Source organism: Myxococcus sp. MISCRS1 (assembly GCF_026626605.1).
Lineage (GTDB): Bacteria > Myxococcota > Myxococcia > Myxococcales > Myxococcaceae > Myxococcus > Myxococcus fulvus.
Genome location: NZ_JAPNKB010000001.1, coordinates 10,490,908 through 10,508,312, shown reverse-complemented (window position 1 = coordinate 10,508,312; position 17,405 = coordinate 10,490,908). Strand labels below are relative to the sequence as shown.

The 17,405-nt window shown below is 70.2% G+C and carries 18 protein-coding genes; 10 read left to right on the top strand and 8 right to left on the bottom strand.

Features of this window, described 5'->3' with window-relative positions; genetic code table 11:
- The first annotated feature begins 334 nt into the window (after positions 1–334).
- The 9 genes from OWM54_RS41900 to OWM54_RS41860 all read left to right on the top strand — a co-directional run bounded on the left by OWM54_RS41900 (position 335) and on the right by OWM54_RS41860 (position 8,746).
- Positions 335–1,402, top strand: a complete 1,068-nt coding sequence (locus tag OWM54_RS41900; RefSeq protein WP_267700942.1) for a hypothetical protein — start codon at positions 335–337, stop codon at positions 1,400–1,402.
- An 86-nt stretch (positions 1,403–1,488) separates the two neighbouring features.
- Positions 1,489–2,142 carry a hypothetical protein gene (locus OWM54_RS41895; RefSeq protein ID WP_267700941.1) on the top strand — a complete coding sequence of 218 codons (654 nt, stop codon included), beginning with the start codon at positions 1,489–1,491 and terminating at the stop codon, positions 2,140–2,142.
- A 240-nt stretch (positions 2,143–2,382) separates the two neighbouring features.
- Positions 2,383–3,813, top strand: a complete 1,431-nt coding sequence (locus OWM54_RS41890; protein WP_267700940.1) for a hypothetical protein — start codon at positions 2,383–2,385, stop codon at positions 3,811–3,813.
- Between the two features lie 392 nt (positions 3,814–4,205).
- On the top strand, positions 4,206–5,120 hold the full coding sequence (locus tag OWM54_RS41885; protein WP_267700939.1) for a hypothetical protein: 915 nt from the start codon (positions 4,206–4,208) through the stop codon (positions 5,118–5,120).
- A 415-nt stretch (positions 5,121–5,535) separates the two neighbouring features.
- A complete protein-coding gene (locus OWM54_RS41880) occupies positions 5,536–6,015 on the top strand; it encodes a hypothetical protein (RefSeq protein WP_267700938.1) in 480 nt (159 codons plus the stop codon).
- A 2-nt stretch (positions 6,016–6,017) separates the two neighbouring features.
- Positions 6,018–6,770 carry a hypothetical protein gene (locus OWM54_RS41875; RefSeq protein ID WP_267700937.1) on the top strand — a complete coding sequence of 251 codons (753 nt, stop codon included), beginning with the start codon at positions 6,018–6,020 and terminating at the stop codon, positions 6,768–6,770.
- Positions 6,767–7,408 (top strand): glycoside hydrolase family 19 protein, encoded by a 642-nt coding sequence (locus OWM54_RS41870; protein WP_267700936.1) that lies wholly within the window; start codon positions 6,767–6,769, stop codon positions 7,406–7,408. Before OWM54_RS41875 ends, OWM54_RS41870 begins: the two co-directional genes overlap by 4 nt.
- 6 nt (positions 7,409–7,414) lie before the next feature.
- Positions 7,415–8,326 carry a hypothetical protein gene (locus OWM54_RS41865; RefSeq protein ID WP_267700935.1) on the top strand — a complete coding sequence of 304 codons (912 nt, stop codon included), beginning with the start codon at positions 7,415–7,417 and terminating at the stop codon, positions 8,324–8,326.
- Positions 8,327–8,452: 126 nt separating this feature from the next.
- Entirely contained in the window at positions 8,453–8,746 is a 294-nt protein-coding gene (locus OWM54_RS41860; RefSeq protein ID WP_267700934.1) for a hypothetical protein, read from the top strand.
- Between the two features lie 9 nt (positions 8,747–8,755).
- Here the strand turns inward: OWM54_RS41860 and OWM54_RS41855 are convergent, their stop codons facing one another.
- From OWM54_RS41855 to OWM54_RS41845, 3 genes are all read right to left on the bottom strand, one after another.
- Positions 8,756–9,658 (bottom strand): hypothetical protein, encoded by a 903-nt coding sequence (locus tag OWM54_RS41855; protein ID WP_267700933.1) that lies wholly within the window; start codon positions 9,656–9,658, stop codon positions 8,756–8,758.
- A 95-nt stretch (positions 9,659–9,753) separates the two neighbouring features.
- Positions 9,754–10,227 (bottom strand): SMI1/KNR4 family protein, encoded by a 474-nt coding sequence (locus OWM54_RS41850; protein ID WP_267700932.1) that lies wholly within the window; start codon positions 10,225–10,227, stop codon positions 9,754–9,756.
- Complete coding sequence (locus tag OWM54_RS41845; RefSeq protein WP_267700931.1) at positions 10,217–10,711, bottom strand: hypothetical protein; 495 nt, start codon at positions 10,709–10,711, stop codon at positions 10,217–10,219. Before OWM54_RS41845 ends, OWM54_RS41850 begins: the two co-directional genes overlap by 11 nt.
- A gap of 1,461 nt (positions 10,712–12,172) precedes the next feature.
- Between OWM54_RS41845 and OWM54_RS41840 the strand changes: the two genes are divergently transcribed.
- Positions 12,173–12,904, top strand: coding sequence for a hypothetical protein (locus tag OWM54_RS41840; protein ID WP_267700930.1), 732 nt, complete (start codon positions 12,173–12,175; stop codon positions 12,902–12,904).
- 172 nt (positions 12,905–13,076) lie between these two features.
- Here the strand turns inward: OWM54_RS41840 and OWM54_RS41835 are convergent, their stop codons facing one another.
- From OWM54_RS41835 to OWM54_RS41815, 5 genes are all read right to left on the bottom strand, one after another.
- On the bottom strand, positions 13,077–13,889 hold the full coding sequence (locus OWM54_RS41835) for a DUF3014 domain-containing protein (protein WP_223748989.1): 813 nt from the start codon (positions 13,887–13,889) through the stop codon (positions 13,077–13,079).
- Between the two features lie 143 nt (positions 13,890–14,032).
- Positions 14,033–14,914, bottom strand: coding sequence for a ribonuclease H-like domain-containing protein (locus OWM54_RS41830; protein WP_267700929.1), 882 nt, complete (start codon positions 14,912–14,914; stop codon positions 14,033–14,035).
- Positions 14,914–15,342, bottom strand: a complete 429-nt coding sequence (locus OWM54_RS41825; RefSeq protein WP_194869083.1) for a (deoxy)nucleoside triphosphate pyrophosphohydrolase — start codon at positions 15,340–15,342, stop codon at positions 14,914–14,916. The genes OWM54_RS41830 and OWM54_RS41825 overlap by 1 nt, the downstream gene beginning before the upstream one ends.
- Positions 15,339–16,502 carry a PQQ-binding-like beta-propeller repeat protein gene (locus tag OWM54_RS41820; protein WP_267700928.1) on the bottom strand — a complete coding sequence of 388 codons (1,164 nt, stop codon included), beginning with the start codon at positions 16,500–16,502 and terminating at the stop codon, positions 15,339–15,341. Before OWM54_RS41820 ends, OWM54_RS41825 begins: the two co-directional genes overlap by 4 nt.
- An 8-nt stretch (positions 16,503–16,510) precedes the next feature.
- Positions 16,511–17,311: a tetratricopeptide repeat protein gene (locus OWM54_RS41815; protein WP_223748993.1), complete on the bottom strand. Its 801-nt coding sequence runs from the start codon at positions 17,309–17,311 to the stop codon at positions 16,511–16,513.
- Between the last annotated feature and the right edge of the window lie 94 nt (positions 17,312–17,405).

Here is a 17,405-nt window from a genome sequence, read left to right as displayed (position 1 = left end):
TGGGTGTGACCTCTGCGTGAGACGCCGCCAGCGTAGCGCTGATGACCGACGTGGTGCTCGCGGTGGCGAAAATGGCGAGACCTCGGGGTGCGTGGCGATCACACCGGGTTGAGTGCACCCCATGGCGGCAGGATTTGCGCCACGTGGCGCGGTGGCGAGTCCTGGCGAGCAACCCACCTGTTTTGGCGGGGCCATTTGCGGGACACCTGCACGCATCGACGGGGGCGGCTCGGCGACGAGTCCCCAACCACACCCCTCTGCGGACGGGTGTGCGCGCCCTGGTGGCCGGGGCGTCCCGAGCCGCACCCCGTCACCCTCTCACCGCGAGGCGTCAGTGGACCGCACCCAGCCCCAGCACGACCAGGTGGACGACAGCGCCAGCGTGCTCGGCGAGCAGGCGCCCGCCACCGCGCAACCAGCGGCGGCCGCCGGCGCCCCGCGCCGCGCGCACTCCACGCGGCGCAAGCAGCCCGCCCGGCGCGGCGGCCGTCCCGCGAGCAACCCCCAGCGGCAGGCCAGAACTTACAAGGACATGTTGCGCGCGGCCGGCACGGACGTGGAAGCCGTCTGCGAGGCCAACGCCTGGGCGCGCCAGCACCAGGTCCCACTGGATGGGCTCGCCGAGCTGCTTGAGGCGCGCGAGCGGACGACGCCTGCGGCCGCGTACCGGCAGATGCTCGCGGATGCGGACGGGGAGTCCAGCGCCATCATCGACGCCAACGACTGGGCGCGGGAGCGAGGCATCCCCCTTGACGCGGCGGCCGAGCAGGTCGAGGACCGCATCGCCGATGAGATTGAGCGCGCCGAGCGCGAGCGCCAGGCCGCCGCGCAGACCCAGGCCACGCCCCCAGGCGCGTCGCCCGCCGGCGACGTCGTCAACCCCGTCGACCCCTCCGTGTTCGCGCCGCCGCCGCCGGAGCCAGAGGCCGCGCCCGCCGAGGAGCCCAAGCGCGAGCAGCGCGAGACGTATATGGGTGAGCCACCGGACCTCGTGGAGGCGTGCGCGCGCGGCCCGCTGTTTGTGCTCGGGGCCATCGCCGAGTTGACGCGCGGCGGGCTCCTCGATTTGACCAAGCCGGTGGAGCGCACCCTGTTCGCAGGGACGCCGTTCCAGCGTGACGTGCGCGCGGACCCTGTCACGCGCATGTCCGAGCTGTCTGGCGTGGCCATCGCTCGACGCGTGCAGGCTGCGGCCTCTAGCGCGGCCAGCGCCGGCACCAACGCGCATCCGTCGGTGGCGTGGGAGTTGGTCCCGCTCGGCCTCGCGATGGCCGGCGCAGTTGCGCTCCCCAACATCGCCCTCGTGACAGGCGCGGCCAAGGCCGTCGGTGGCTGGCTGATGCGCGGTGCACAGGGCGCCGCCGGCGGCGTGGGCAACCTCTTTCGGCGGGGGGCGAGATGACCGCGTGTAAGACGTGCGGCCGCTCGCTGCCCGTCGGCGTGCAGCGATTCACCCGGCCGTGGAGCCCGCGCCCCTATGAGGTGCTGATGCTCCTGGGCATGACGGGCTCGGGCAAGTCGTACTTGTTCAAGCAGTGGTTGGGCGCGCTCCAGTCGGAGGGCCGCGCGTGCTTTGTGCTCGACATCGGGGACGAATACTCGCAGCAGGGCAACAGCCGCGGGGGCACGTTGCAGCTCGGGCCGCTGCGGCAGCGTCTGACGGTCCCGCAGTTTCTGGAGCGCGCCGCGCGAGACCCGCGCCTTGTCCTCTCGCGCAGTGCGAGCATCGCAATCGTGCCCACGGTGCAGGACGCGGGCGAGGCGCTCGCCGAGCACATCCGTCCCGTGCTGCGGTTCATCTACGGACGCGGCAACTGCGTGCTGGGGTTCGACGAGCTACAAAAGTACGGCGGCCAGCTCGCGCCCGAGCTGTATCGCGCTGCTGGCGAACTCGGCAAGGACGGCGTGACGCCGTTCTTCCTCTCCCAATACCCGGGCGGGGTCCCTGAGATTGTCCGCAAGCAGGTCAGCACGTGCATCGCGGCGGAGATGGGCAAGGACAGCGACCGGCGGATGCTCGCCAACGACTTCGGCGACCCATTCGCAGCCGCGCTGCGCGACGCGCCCGAGCGCGTCTTCCACATCGGCTTTTCCCGGTCGCGGTTCGCGACCATCCCGCGAGGCAAAACACATGGTCGATAGCAAAGAGGAGTCGTCGGGCGAGTCCTGGGGCAAGTCCATCGGCATCTTCGTCGCCGGGGTCGTGGTCGGCGCCGTCGGCACGGCGCCGTGGGCCACCTGACGGGCAAGGTGCCGGTGCCGCCCGCGATGGCCAACGCGCTCGGCGGTGCCAAGTAGGCCCGACGCCCTCTCACTCTCTCCACCCCACAACCCAATCCCTACCGGCGCGCTCATGTCTCACGAGCGCGCATCGAGACTGCCATGCCTCAGGAGTCGACTCTCACCACCACCGTGCCCTTCCCCAAGGGGCGCCTCACGTTGGAGCGCGACGGCGGTTTCGCCCGTGGCGAGATGCGCGCGCCGGCCGGGACCGTCACGGATGCCATCGTGATGGACGTGGAGCTGTCCGTCACGGCGAGCGGCACCACCCCCGCGTTGACGCTCACGCAGCGCATCTCCGTCCTCGCGCTGTTCAGCGCCTCGCTCAAGCTGCACCTGGGTGATGGCGGGGGCACGCTCGAGCCCATCACCGGCGTCACGCTGGACAGGCTGCGGCTCGACGCGCTCCGCCTGCTCGAGCTGGATGTGGAGGGCCTCGAGGACGCCACCGAGGGCCTCGCCAAGTCGTTCGTCACCGGCAGCAACGTCCTCAAGTTCCGCGCGTACCTGCCGACGGGCCACTGCGCCAAGGTGCGCGAGTCCGCCCTCTACACGGGCCTGTCGCCGGAGCAGCTCCTCGACGCCGAGCTGTCGTTCAGCCGCGGCGAGGCGGACCCCTTCCGCACCGTGGCGGCAGCTCTGACGCTCTCGTCGGTCCGGGTGACGTTCAGCCCCGGGACGAAGAAGGCGGAGGCGCGCCGGCTGGGTGTGCCGCCGCACATCCGACGTGTCATCAACGCGGAGAGCGACACCATCACCACCCCCGAGGGGTTGGTCATGGACCTGTCCCACGAGGGAGCGCTGGCCGGCAACCAGGTGGGAATCATCACCGTGCGCGCGGGCGGCGTGCTCGTGGCCGATGACCCGGCGACGCCGTCGCGGGTGTACGCGGACTACCTCCGCAAGTACCCCGGCGTGTCCACCGAGGAGCGCACCATCACCTCGTACCGCACGCCCATCTACGTCGCGGCGCCCAACGTGCTCACTCGGCACTACTCGGGCGCGGTGTGGGCGCGCATGAAGGACAAGGTGACGGAGTGGAACGGCCGGGCGCTCTACGTGCCCCTGCTCACGCATGACCAGACGATGCAGATGGTGCAGGCGTACGCGGCCCGCCTCGAGCGCGGGCGCGCCATCGTCGCGGTGTGCACGGCCCTCTACGAGGGGATGCAGCTCGAGGACCGGTTGCTGCCGTACACCGGCATGACGGTGCTGACGGACAGGGACGACGGCTTCGCCGACTTTTCGGGCCTCTACTGCGTGGCCGGCGGCACGCCCCAGGTCTACGTGCCCGAGCAGCGCCAGCGACAGGCGGCCCTCAAGGTCCGCGACGCCATGTTGCAGACGCAGCAGCATCCGACGGGGAACCGCCGGCTGGTGCGCTCCATCGTGTTGGATGAGTGCCGCTGGGTGCCGGGGTCGGTGACGGACCCGTCCGGGTACGACGTCGTCTCAAAGGTGCGCCAGGACGTGACAGCCATCCTCCGCGACGCGGCGGCGAGCCTGTCGGCTGGCCTGGCCAACGCGTTCTGACGCCCTGGGCGGCGCGCCTGCACGTGGCGCCGCCCTCCCCCTCTCACCTCTCGCCTGACGGGTGCCCCGTGGTCGTCATCCTGCCGTTTGCCTTGCTCGCGGCACTGTCGCCCGTGGTCGCCCGTCGTGTCATCCGCTCGGCGGGCACTCGTGGTGCCGCGTCTGCTGCGCCAGCGGCGCAGGCGGACCAGGTGCCCGTGCAGCTCCCGGACGCCGCCGGCAAGGTGACGCCCACGCTGCCCGAGCCCCCGCCGGTCCCTCCACCCCCTCCCGCGCCGCCCCCGGAGCCACCTGCTCCAGCAGCTCCGCCCCCGGAGCCCGCCCCCCCTCCCCCGCCGCCGCCCCCTCCCGCGCCGCCTCCCCCGAAGCCCCCGCCGTCCGCAACCGCTGGCGTGGTGGCCAACGGCGGCGCGGCCCTTGCGGCTGTGCTGGCGGCGACTCCAGCCGCCCCGCTGGCACCGTTCATCGCGTTTTTCTCCAGGGTTCTCGGGGGCTGGATTAGCGAGGCAGAGCAGGCGCGCGTGGCCCAGCGTTACCTGCGCGCTGTGCAGCAAACCGCCCTCGAGCACGCCTACTACGAGGGCTACATCAGTCGGTACAACGCGGGCGTCGCGGCGTGGAACGCCGGCCTCGACGAGCAGGCCAACGCGCTCTTTGCCGCGGCTCCTGCGGCAGGCGCCGCCAACCGTCTCAAGGTCGCGCAGCACATCGACGAGACCGAGGCCGCGTCCTACAGGGCGTGGATGGCCAAGCTCGCCCCCGACGCGTCGGCGAGCAAGATGGATGACCACCTGTGGGACGGCTACCTCTTGGGGTCTGCGGGCATCACGGGTTACCCGAACACCCGCGAGTACAACACCGGGTCCCCCGGCGGATGGGTTCAGCTCCGGCGCAGTGACAGCCGCGTTGTCCGCTGGGCGGCGCGCCAGGGCCATGCGGACTACGCGGGCACCGTCGTGCCCCCGCTCACCCCCGAGGTCATCGCGCGCATGGAGGCCGCGCGCGAGGAGCGGGCGCGGCGCGCGCGCGTTGAGGAGGCCACGGGCAACGGGCCCGGCGGCTACCTCAACACCGTTAAGGCGGACAAGCGCAACGGGATGGCTGAGCAGGACTTCGGGCTCGAGGAGGAGCCCGTCTACCCGCCGGCGCCGCCCGCGCCGAAGCCACCACCGCCGCCGGCTCCACCCCCCGCGCCGCCACCTCCTCCCCCCGCGCCAGCGCCGAAGCCGGCCGCAACCCCGAAGCCCACCCCTCCACCCGACGTGCCGCCGCCGCGTAAGGGCCGGCTTTTTGAGGACCTCGAATGATGACTGGACCCATCATCACTGGACTCACCACTGCGTTCCTCGGGTTGGGGCTTGGCCTGGCGCTCGCGGGGCGGCGCAAGTCGCCTGCGGTGGTGCCGAGTCCGCCGGCGGGACCGGCCGCATCCCCTGCGGTGGCCGCGCCCACGCCCGCCGAGACGGCCCCGTCGCCGAGCGTGACGCTGCCGCCCCCTGCGCCGGCGGCACCCGCGCAGGCGAAGCCCAGCGCTCAAGCTGCGGCCAAGCCGGCCGAGGCACCTGGTCTGTGGGCGGGCATTGCCCCCGAGCTCGAGGCCGCCCCTCGCGGTGACATCTGGGGTGGACCGGCGCACGCGGACGCGCCTGCCCACGCCCCCAAGGCATGGGCGGATGAGTCGCCTCCCATCAACCCGTGGCACCCCCAACAGGAGATGGACCGATGAAGGACTATGGCAACGACAGCAAGCCCAACACCCTCGCGTGGGTGATTGGAGGCGTGGCGGCGCTGGGACTCGCGGGTGCCGGCGCGGCGCTCATGTTGCGCAAGGAGGACCCCACCGCCAAGCTCGAGGCGCAGCTCGCCGAGGTGCAGCGTGCCGCGCGCGCGGCCGAGGAGTCGCGCAACGCGGAGGCTCTCCGTGCCGCGCAGGCCCAGGCCGCGCAGCTCCAGGCCCAGATTGCCGCGCAGGCCCAGGCCCAGGCCCAGGCCGCCGCGCAGGCCAACGCGCAGGCGCTCGCGCAGGCCCAGGCGCAGGCCGCCGCTGCTGCTGCTGCTGCTGCGGCTGCCGCGCGCCCCCCGGCCCAGCCCGCGCCCCCGGCGCCGTCGGGTGGTGGCGGGGGCGGTGGCGGGGGCATCTGGGGTGACATCGCCGGGGCCCTCGGCGCGGCGGCGGGCATCGCCGGCGCCATTTGGGGCTGACCATGGCGCTCACGCTCGAGCAGGAGAGGACGGCCACCGAGCTGATGGCGCGCGTGCGCTCGCTGCTCGAGCGCGCCATCGCCAAGGCGCGGCCCGTCGAGACGGCCAAGGACTGGTTGGGCTGGGTGCCGGACATCCCCATCCCCGGGCTCGGACTGTTGGACGCGGTCCGCGACGCCATGGGCAACGAGACCCAGGCGCAGATTGCCGGCGCTATCCGCCAGGTGGAGGACCTGGTGCCCCGGTGGACGGGCGCCAAGTACCACTGGCTCCAGCGCGGCACCCGCGACGACGGCACGCCATACGCGCCCCAGCTCTGGGTGGACGAGGGCAACGCCATCGCGTCCACACTCGCCACCGCCCTCCAGGAGATGCACGCGGCGGCAACCTGGACGGTGTACCGCGAGACCGCCGAGGCCACCGAGGAGCAGCTCGCGGCGGCGGGCCGCGCCGTCGTGGACGGAGTGGCTGCGGTGCCCGACGCGGTGCTGGGGCCGTGGAGTTGGCAGACCAAGCTGGTGTTGGTGGGCGTCGGAGTGGTGGCGCTCGTGGGTGCCGCCGGCGCGGCCTCCCTCCTCTGGCAGGCCAACAAGGCGACGCCCCTGGGGCTCGCGATGCGCGGCGCAGGGCTCGCGCTGCGGACTGGCGCGCGCCCCCTCAACGACGCGGCCGGGCGCCTCGGCCGCCGGCTGGCGGACCAGGTCAAGCAGGCCGAGGCCAACGAGCGCACGAAGGCGAAAGGAAAGAAGACATGAGTGCCATTCTCGCGGCCCTGGGAGTCTCCATCGCGGCGACCGTGGGTGCCGCCGCCATCATCCGCAAGCAGCCCGCGGCCAGGACGGGCGTCCTCACGCTCGACGAGCTGCGCGCGCTGACGCCACGCCTCAAGGAGCCCCAGCGCGTCGCGTACCTCCCTCACCTCAACGAGGCGCTCGAGCGCTGGGACATCACGTCCTATGCGCGTGTGACTCAGTTCCTTGCCCAAGTCCTATTCGAGAGCGACCAGTTTACGAGACTCGTCGAGGCGGGCGACGTGTCCGCGTACGAGGGGCGCGACGCGCTCGGCAACAGCCAGGCCGGCGACGCGGAGCGGTACAAGGGGCGTGGCGCCATCCAGCTCACGGGCCGGTACAACTACACGCAGGCTGCCAAGGCCCTCGGCGAGCCGCTCGACACGCGGCCGGAGCTGGTGGCTACGCCCGAGTACGCGTTTGCCACGGCAGGGTGGTTCTGGCGCCGGGGCAGCAGCACCGACCTCAACGTGCCGGCCGACGCCGGCGACCTCGACCTCATCACCCGTCGCATCAACGGCGGCACCAACGGGCTCGAGCACAGGCGCTCGTATCTGGCGAAGGCCCAGGCCGCGCTGTCCCACTGGTTGTCCCGGAGCTAGTCCACCATGCCCATCTCCTCGCGCATCGTCATCACGCAGGGCAACGACACACCAGCCTCCGCCGGCGGCGCGGGCGTCGGCTGGCGTGTGGAGCCCGCCGACGGCTATCCCGTGCCGACCTATCCCGTGCGGGTGCGCTACTACCGCGACGCGGACACTCCGTTGGACAGCACCATGACGGGGCCACACGGCCGCTGGCCCGGCGAGGCGTTTGCGCGCCTCGAGCTGTTTGGCCCGGTGGGGATGCGGTGGCTCGTCACCGTGTACGAGTCCAATGCCGCATGGGACGAGGACTCCGGCAGCGCCGTGCTCGGGCGCGTGCGCACCTACCAGGACACCAACCCAGGCGGCGGCCCCGTCCTCGTGTCGCTCACGGGCATGCGCGAGGCCCACGACGGGGGCAGCTTGTCCACCGGAGTCCGGCAGCTCACCTGCACGTTGACGTCCGTGCCGCGCTTGGCCGCGCGGCCGGACTCCGCGCCGGCTCCGTTGCGCGTGGATGGCGACGGCCGGTTGCTGGTGGCGCCCCCGCCGAATGGGCCCGTGCTGCTCGCCAGCGGCACGCACGCACCCGCCACGCCGGGGACGCTCGAGTTGCTCAACCCGGCGTTGGACACCGGGGCTTACCGGACGCTTTGGCTGCGCCTCGGGCCCGTCGTGCTGACGGGAGGCACCACGCCCACCATCACTCCCGCGCTCGCCTCGGTGATGGCGAGCGGCCAGACAATCAACGAGTACGGGGGCAACAGCACCGCCACCGGCGCGGTGGCCGAAGTCGTCGTGGGGCCGTGCCTCTCGCAGACGTTTGGCCCGTCGCGGTCCTTCAACGCGCGCGTCCTCCGTGTGCAGCCGGTGGTGCGCATCGGCGGCACGCCGACGGCAATCAGCGTGCCCTGGGAGCTGTACGGCGAGCGGTAGCACTCACTCCCCATGACTGCGTCCCTCCCGCCGGCTACCGCCGCGTCGGGAGGCGTGCGCCCTCTCTCCACCGTCCGCTCCCGGGGCGCGGCCGGTGGTGTCTCCCTGCCCCGTCAGAGGTGTCACATGATGCCGAGCATCAAGTGGGTCGTCCGTGGCGTGTGCGTGCTGGCTGGCGTGCTCGCGGTCTACCTGCCGTCCTCCGTCGTGCAGCGCGGCGCCGACTCGGCCGCGCAGGTGTGCGAGTCGGCCGGGCTGCCGGCCTACCCGCGTGGAGCGGACGGGGAGGTGCTCCCGCGCCCCGAGGCGGCCAACGGGCGCTCCGTCGGCCTCCAGCGCAAGGGTAGCGCCTGGGTGCCAGTGACGTTGCCGGCGCCGTCCGCGCGCTCGACTGTCGAAGAGGTGAGAACGGCGGACTAGCGAGTCCACCTAACTTGCGGCGCTCGATTTCACCGGCGCCGCAAGTCCCAGCAACTCGGCGTACGTCATTGTCTGAAAATGCAGGCATCCACGCTGTCGCAGGAACTTGCACCGTCCCGCCAAATTATCGTCAGCAGTAACGAAGACATCTGCATAGGCGCACGACGCAGCAACTGCGGCATCGTACCAGTCATTCTTCCCTGACTTTAGGAGTGTTGCCAACCTGTGCTCTCCTCTTCGAGTTGGCGGGATGAAATCCCCGAACATGATGAGGTTCGCCAACGAGCACCAGCCAAGCAGCGCTTTGAAGCGCCGGGGGCGGACGAAGATTGATTGTAGCTGGTAGCGACTTCGCCCATGCACTCCACGGACGACCCGCTCAACGAGCCAATCGGGAATCTGGCTAGTGCTGTATGATTCCAAGAGCGCGCCGACTTGAGGAACCGAGTACCCAACTTTCGCCCAGTGAGCAGCTCCAGCTGCTTGATTCTCCTTCGACATTGGGTAGTTGCCGGCCTTCCACTTGGCCATGAACTTCGAGAACTCTTCAAGCCTTCCGACCGTACGGTTGTTGGCCTCCACTGCCATGTGGAGATGGCCGTAGAGCGTGGTGCCATAGCGCGGATCCAGCTCAACTGGCGAAGTGATGCGATGCGAAAGCTCATGGTCGACAAGGTCGCTGAATCCCGCGGCAATGAAGAACTGACTCCGCATCGTTTTGCGCAGACGCAGGAGGTTACGCGCCCTAGCTAGCTGGGAGCGCTCATGGTTCATTGCAAGCACTTCAGGAAGCACGCTCCCTGATAGCGACAGGGACCAGCCAGAGCGCACAGCCGCATCTGCTAGTTCGTCGGACCGAGCATCATCCTCCAAGATGCTGCCGATTTCGTTGGTATCGAACTGAACGTGCATCCGCCAAGTATACCAACTTTGCGCACTCTCTCATTACCACCCTCGGCACCTGGGCGCAGTCAAACCGAAGGTGAAGCCAGAGCGCGAACTACACGCTAGTCATGTGCGGGCAACCACCAGAGCTGATTGTCACTCCGCAAGGTGCGCTCCAGCCAAACAGCAAATGACGGCGCAATCTCGACCACCTGTCGCGGGTATGACTCGTGGAAGGCGTCCAGGATGGCGAACGGCGTGGGGCGCGCCACATCGATAAGATTGTAGTCGTCATCTCCCAGGCTCACGAGCGTCCACCAGGTCGATGAGCCCTGTGCGGCCTCATCCTGGCCGGGGCGCATCGCAGCCCCTGCACGCTGGATTTCTCTAAGCGAGAGCACGCGGTACGTCTGACGGGGGCGGGGTTTGAAGAGCGCTGCTCCGTCGCAGCGCAGATAGAGCGCGCGCAGCTCGTCGTCCAAGCTCCAGCCGACGCGAGCCTCGAACGCAGCGATTTGCGCCGGCGTCGCGGGCGCGTGGGGGTAGTGGCGCGCGACGACCTCGTCGAGCAGCGCCTGGAGGTGCTTAGTCGGCATAGGGTCTATCCGGCCCGATGGACCGCCAGTGCGCATCCCCCGCGTAACACTGGGGATAGGCCGTGTTGTACGTGCCATGAACATCGGTCGGGACCGGGAGGATGTTGCTTGGCGCAACCGGGTCACCTCCATGCAGGAGGTCCCGGATGTGGTGACCGGCCCAGCTGTCGCCGTTGCCCTGTGTCGGCCAGGGGCCGAACTCGCGGCCCCATTGGTCTCGGAATCCCTCGCGGGCGCGCGCCCAGACCCGACGCAGGCTGGCGGCATCGGTGGTCGGGTAGTCGCAGCAGCACTGAGTGATGGCGAGTCGTCCCCCCGCCTCGGCAGGGGCGAAGCCCAGGAATCGCCCGCTCCAGTCGCCCTTGATGTCCGCGAGCCAGATGCAGCCCATGAGGCGGTGCCCCTGGGCCGCGCAGCGGCTCTCACACCGCGCCATCCACGCAGCGCTGCAGAGCCACGGCCCGTAGTAGATGGTTGTTCGCACCGTGCCGCCGGCGGGGCTGGGCATAGGCGGGCCGACCCATTTGGCTGATGCTGGCGGCCCTACTGCGCCAACCGTCGCGGACCCACACGCAGACGACAGTGACGCAGCAATGGCAATCGCGACCAGTCGGCCAAGCATGAAATCCATGCTTACCCAACCATTCCTGTGGACATAAGTCCTCGCGATTGCGCCTGCCCTAGTGGGTTGGATGGGGACACGCGTGGTACGACTCCTAGCGAATGACCTGCCCCCACTCCCCTTCCCCGCGTCGACGTCCAGCAGCTCCATCGCCGCCTCGAACACGACGGCCGGGCGCCATCCTGGCCCTGCTGGCGCTCCTCGCACTGGTGATGGTGGTCGGCGCCGTTAGGCCCACGTCACGTGCGGCACCCGGCGACCTGGCTGGGCTCGTGGACGTGGATGTGGACGGTGGGTCCGGGCTCGTAGACGTCCACCACGCCGCTCCCGCCGAGCTGCGCGCGGCCATCTCCATCCCGAGCAGGCCCGACCCAGAGTGGTCTCCCCCGCCGTGCCCACCGACACACATGGAGCGCCACGGCGCATGCTGGCTCCTCGCGGCATCATCGCCACCGTGCCCGCCGGGGAGCTACGAGCACGCACGCCGTTGTTACACGCCACTGCCCAGGGGGCAGCGTCCGGGGACGAGCATTGACCGCTGAGTGCCTACGGAAGGCAGTCGCACGCGGGCCTCTGCCACGCGATCCCTGGAGGGTCTCGGACGTACGGCACATCGCAGCGCCGGCACGTCAGAGTCGATAGGAGCTGGAGGCCCGCCGCGCGCCGCTCCTCACGGTCCGCGTCGTGAGCCGCACGTACCATCTCCGCGAGCAGCTCCGCCGGGCACGACAAGCAGCGCCACAGGTGTCCAGCCCCGAGACGGTGCGCCCGGCACACTGGACGCTGACACACTGTGCAGTGCCTCCACGCCCAACCGCCGCACGAGTCAATCCGACACCGCCGCGCCGGATAAGCCCGGCTCCCCACGCTCCCCTTGAATTTCGCCATTGCGGCGACGTACCTTTGCAAAACCCCGCCCCAAAAAGGGCGGGCCCGGTGAGGAGGTGACACTCCCCGCCCGGGCCCTAGGCACGTTTGGAGTTCGCAGCTCCAACGGCGTTCTGATGGTTCCGCGTCGCAGCGTGGGACGACAGATGAGGCCCCGGAACCGGAAGCTGTAGGCGTCGCCATGTCACGGGCGCGATGTGCGTCCGGGCTTTATGCCCGAGCGCGACGGTGTGACGTGCGCGAAGCAAGTAATGCCGGAAAAGCTACCGCGTCGGTTGCCATAAGGCAACCGTTATCGGACGTTCCGACAGAGGGAGACCAGGGTGGACGGCGGGCTCTCCTGGGCCATCCCCGGGCCTCCTGGCGTCCCTCCCGAAGCCCCTGAATTGGGGCCCCACCGGAGCCTCTGCCCGTACCTCCGACACTTGAGCCGACATGCCGTCCCAGACCTTCCGCACACTGTTCGTCGTCCCTCGTTCCGGATCACGCCGGACCTGTCCGCGCACCGTTCACCGAACCTCGTTTCGGACCGAGCGCCTGCCCGGCTGGGCGCTGGTCGCGACTCCTCGCTTCTCGCGGCCACGCTGGACGCGTACCGTGCCCGCCATGCGTTTGCTTCGACGAACCGCGCTGGCCTCCGCGTTCTGCTGCGGCCTGCTCGCCCTGACTGGCTGCCCGGACAAGACGGCCCCCGGAGCCCCCGATGCGAGCGTCGCCGCCGTGCCCGAGGCCCCCAAGACCCCGCCTCCGACCACGTTCGCGCTGCGCTACCAGCCCCTTGCCGATGCCGGCACGAGCGACCTCGCGGAGATCTCCCTCGAACCCGGCGACAAGCCCCTCATCCAGCCCACGTCCAGCCTCGAGCTCACGGCCTCGCACGGCCTGCGCAACTACCGGGTCCGCCTGTTCGACGAGGCCGAGCGCGCCATGGTCTCCGACGACGTCGCCGAGGAATCCGACGACAAGCTCGTCTACCGCATCGTCCTGCCCCAGCCGCTGAAGACCGGCTTCTCGTACACGCTGGTCGTCGACGCCCAGACCGGAACGGCCTTCACGGACACCCTGGGCCGCGAGGTCGATGAGCTCCGGACCACGTTCCAGATCGCCGGCGAAAAGGAGAAGCCGGCGCCGGCTCCAGCGCCCTCGAAGAAGAAAAAGCGCCGGTAAGCCGGCCCTCGGAACATTCCTGGGACGCGGAGAATGTTCCGCGGCCCCTCAGGAATGTTCGAACCGGCCCCAAGAACATTCTTCCGGAGCCCAGGCAGGCCCCAGAACATTCACGCCCGCAGCCCAGGCCCGGAACATCCCGGTTCCAGGATGTAGCGCCCTCCCGGGCCCGCTAACGCTCCGCCACGGGCGGCAGCTCCAAGGCAGTCTGAAGCTCCTTCAGCTTCGCCTGGATGACCCGGATGTTCTGCGGGCCCATGCGCAGCAGGTGCTTCTGCGCCTTGCTCAAGCCCTCCAGCTCGGGCGACGCGTAGACATAGAGCCCGGCCTGAGGCTGGACCTCCAGCGCGCCCTCCGGAACCGGAACCGAGAGCAGATGCTCGATGGCCCGGTTGAGCGTCGAGTCGAACGACTGTCCCGGCGGAGCAATCTCGCCATGGGCCTGGTCGATGAGCGGCTTCAGGTCCTTGAACAGGCTCCGAGCCACCTGCGCATCGAACGTCCCGAACACACGCGCGACCAGGTCGTACCGGGCATGGCTGCGCGGGTCGATGGTCACCTTCTTGTCCTTGCCCTCGACGACCTGGAACCCACCGGCCGGCGCCAGGAACCCCAGCACCATCCGAGGACTCGTGCCGTCGGCGACGTTGTTCACGGCCGCCGTCACCCGGCGCACCAGGTCCTTCTCCTGGAGCCAGCGCTGGAGCTCGGCTTCCTCCGACATCCGACTCGCCAGCTCACGGACCCGGCCGTCACTCTCCGGAAGCGACGCCGTGGGCGCCGCGGGAGCGACTCCAGCATCCACGGGCTTCGGCGCCTCCGCCACCACGGGCACGGGCACCGGCTCCTTGCGGAACGCGCCCATCGCCACGGCCACGCCCACTCCCACGGCCACCAGGGGACCTCCGATCAGCGCGGCCTTCTTCCCAGCCGAGCCGGGCTTGGGCGTCTCCGAGCTCTGCATCGGGTCCGTCGGTTCGCTCATGTGCGCATCCCTCCAGGGTGAGTCACACCCTACAAACGACTCCCCGGCGCATTCCACGGCCCCGGCCACGCGCCGACGCCCGGTTGTTCACCGGAAGAGACTCCAGAAGGGTGACGACACGAAACCACCCTGCCCGCCCCGGCTCAGGGAAACTGCTCCTCGGCGCGGACCCGGGCAAGCGTCTGCAGATCCCGCTCCGTGGGTCCCAGCTCCAGGATGATGCGGCTCACGTCGTACAGGACATCCCCGCGCTCGAACACGGGCAGCCGGGGCACGTCCTGGTTCAAGTCATCCGCGCCGCGGTTGTACGCCACGTCCATCAGCGTGCGGAGCTGGAACGAGTCATACAGGTTGTACTCGACCAGGAACCGCAGGGCCTCCACGTCGCCGCGCCGCGTGTACGCACGCCACAGCAGCACCGCGTCGTAGCCGTTCACACCCTTCATGTGCGGCGGACGCTCGGCGCCAATCTGGCCCTCGATGTCCTTCAGCCCGCCGCCCATCCCCAACCGCCGCGTCACGAAGCGCAGATCGATGTGCGCCTCCGGCACCGGAAAGCGCGCCGGCCCGAAGTAGTTCTTCAACACCGGCACGTCGAAGGTGGAGCCGTTGAACGTCACCCAAAGCCGGCGGGCCGCCATCGCCTCCGGCAGCGCATCCATGTTCCGCCCCTGGATGAACACGTGCAGCCCGGTCGAGTCGAACAGGCTCACCACCGTGGGCGCCTGTGCCTCCCGGCCATCCGTCTCGATGTCGAAGTAGACGGCGTCGTGCTGGAACTCGGGATACAGCCGCCAGTGCTCCCGAGGAGGAACCAGCTCCGCGAGCCGCCGCAGGTCCCGGCGCTCCAGCGCCTCACGGGCCTGGGCAATCCGCTCGCGCGCGATGCCGTCCGTCTTCCGGGTGATGGCCACACCCTGTCCGGCCGCCGGAAAGTCATCCCAGCTCTTGATGCCCCGCGCCCACAAGTCCTTCTCACGCCAGGGCCCCACGCCGGGGATGTGCTGGAACGTCCGCTGAAGCATCAATCGAGCGCGCCCAGCCTTCCCGCCACCAGCTCGTCCAGCAGCGGGATGTCCGCCTCGCAGAACGGCAGGGCCTGCATCTCCACCGGCGTGTGAAACGCCAGCGCATGCGCCCCCAGCGGCTTCGGCTCGCCCGACACCACCCGCGCCGCGTAGAGCACCAGCTCCACCGTCAGGTCCGGGTACGTGTGCTTGCCCTCCCACAGCCGCCGGCCCACGGAGAGCTCCACGTCCAGCTCCTCGCGACACTCGCGGGCGAGGGCCACCTCGTCCGTCTCCCCGGCCTCCACCTTGCCGCCGGGGAACTCCCACAGGAGCGCGCGGCTCCCACCGGGGAGCCGCTGCTGCACCAGGAAGCGCTGGGTGTCGACGGGACCGGGAATCAGCGCCGCCACCACGCGGACCGTCCGGGTCGTCACCGCCGTCACCCCTTCAATCCGTTGAAGTCCAACGCGTAGAGCCAGCCGTTGTTGGAGAGCACGAACAGCTTCGAGCCCGCCACGAAGGGCGTCGCCGAGACGCCGTCCCCGGGGTTCCACGACACGCGCGCCTGGCCCGTCTTCGGGTCCAGGAACAGCAGCGAGCGCTGGATGGGGACGATGAGCATTCCCTTGGCGAACACTGGAGCCTGCGCGGCCCTTTCACCCAGGGGGTGCGTCCACAGGAGCCGCCCGTCCTCCGCCAGGTAGGCGTCCACACGGCCATCGCCCACCGCGAAGAGCATCTTCCCCTTCGACAGCAGCGCCGTCATGCCGCCCACGGAGCTGGTCCAGACCAGGTCCCCGGACTCCGCCTCGAGCGCGTAGATGCCGCTCTTGTACGAGGCCACGTAGAGCTGACCGTGCTCGTCCATCACCGGTGTCGAGTCCACATCCAGGAACTCGTTGCCGCTGCCGGACAGGGACTTCTCCCAGTTGGCGCTGCCGTCCCGCATGGTCAGCGAGACGACGTAGCCGTCGGAGAAGCCCACGTAGACATTGCCCTCGCGCACCAGCGGCGTGGACGCGCCGCGCACCGAGAAGCCCGACGGAGGATCCCTGCGGTACTGCCAGGCCCACACGCCATCCGCGGCCTTCACCGCGAACAGGGTGTCGCTCTCCGAGGCCACCAGCACCAGGCCCTCGGCCACGACGGGCACCGTCGCCAGCGACTCGCCGGCCGCGTACTTCCACTTCTCCTCGCCCGTGGCCGCGTCCAGCGCGTACAGCGTGCCGTCGCCCCCGGGGATGAAGGCGACGCCGTCGCTCACCCGGGCGCCCGCCGCGAAGCGCGTGCTGGTCTTCTTGGACCACTTCACCTGGCCGTCCGGCCCGATGCCGCGGATGAACCCGTCCCGCGTCAGCGCGATGACCGTCCTGCTCAGCCCGTCATACGCCGGCGTCGCGACCTCGCGCGGGGCGTACTCCATGAGGGTGGGCGTCACCAACGGCGCCCACCAGGCCACGGAGAAGTAATCCAGCGGCGGGGCCTGCTCCGTCCGAGGCAGCTCCGGATTGCCGTAGCGCGGCAGGCTGCTGCACCCGCCCAGGAGACCGAGCGCCACAGCGCTCCCCAGCCAATGCTTCCAGCTCACGCGCTGCTTCCTCATCGTCCGTGCTACCCCGCGTCCGTACCAGTGGCGGCGGGCTGCGCCGGCACCGGAATCTTCACGCCCTGCGAGGCCAGCACCGCCAGCCGCTCGCTCGACAGCCGCGCCGCGGTGGTGTTCGGGTGGTCCGTCGACACCTTCGACAGGACGCTGGCCGCCTCGTCCTTCTTGTCCTGCGCGATGAGCATGCGGCCCTTGTGGTAGTCGCCCATGCCCGCCAGGAACTCCCCACCGCCCGCGGCGCCCATCTGCTCGAAGGCCTTCAGGGCCTCGTCGAACTTCTTCTCCGCCTCGAAGGCGTAGCCCTGCCCCTCGAACGCGCCCGCGCGGAGCGGATCATTCTGGGCGGCGCCCTTGAGGAACTCGCCGAAGGAGGCCTGCGCGTCCGCGAAGTTGCCCAGGCGGAACTGCGCCTCGCCCAGCGACAGCGCGGCCGTGGTGGCCGAGCGGGTGCCGCCGTGCTCCTTGCGGAAGTCCGACAGGGCCTTCACCAGCGCCTCGTCGCGCTCCTTGACGCTCTTGAAGGGCGTCTCGGTGTCGCCGGGCTGCGCGGGCTGCACGCCGTCGATGGGACGGTCCAGCACGGAGAGCGCCTGGCCCAGGGCCTGGGACGCCTTCTCCTCGCCGCGCTTGGACAGCTCGCTGGCGATGGCCGCGCCCACGCCGCCGAGGATGATGACGGCGACGACGATGCCGATGAGCTTCTGCCGCTGGGCCAGCCAGTCACGCGCGTCGTTGCCCACCTTCTGGAAGGTGTCCGGCTGACGAAGCTCCTGCTGGCGAATCTTCTCGGTCTTGGTTCCAGCCACGTCGGTCAACCTCTCTCTGCGCTTCGATGCTCTACCCTGTCGGAGAGCGGGAGGGCGGCGCACTGTACGGAGCGCGCGCCGCGAGTGTCAACGC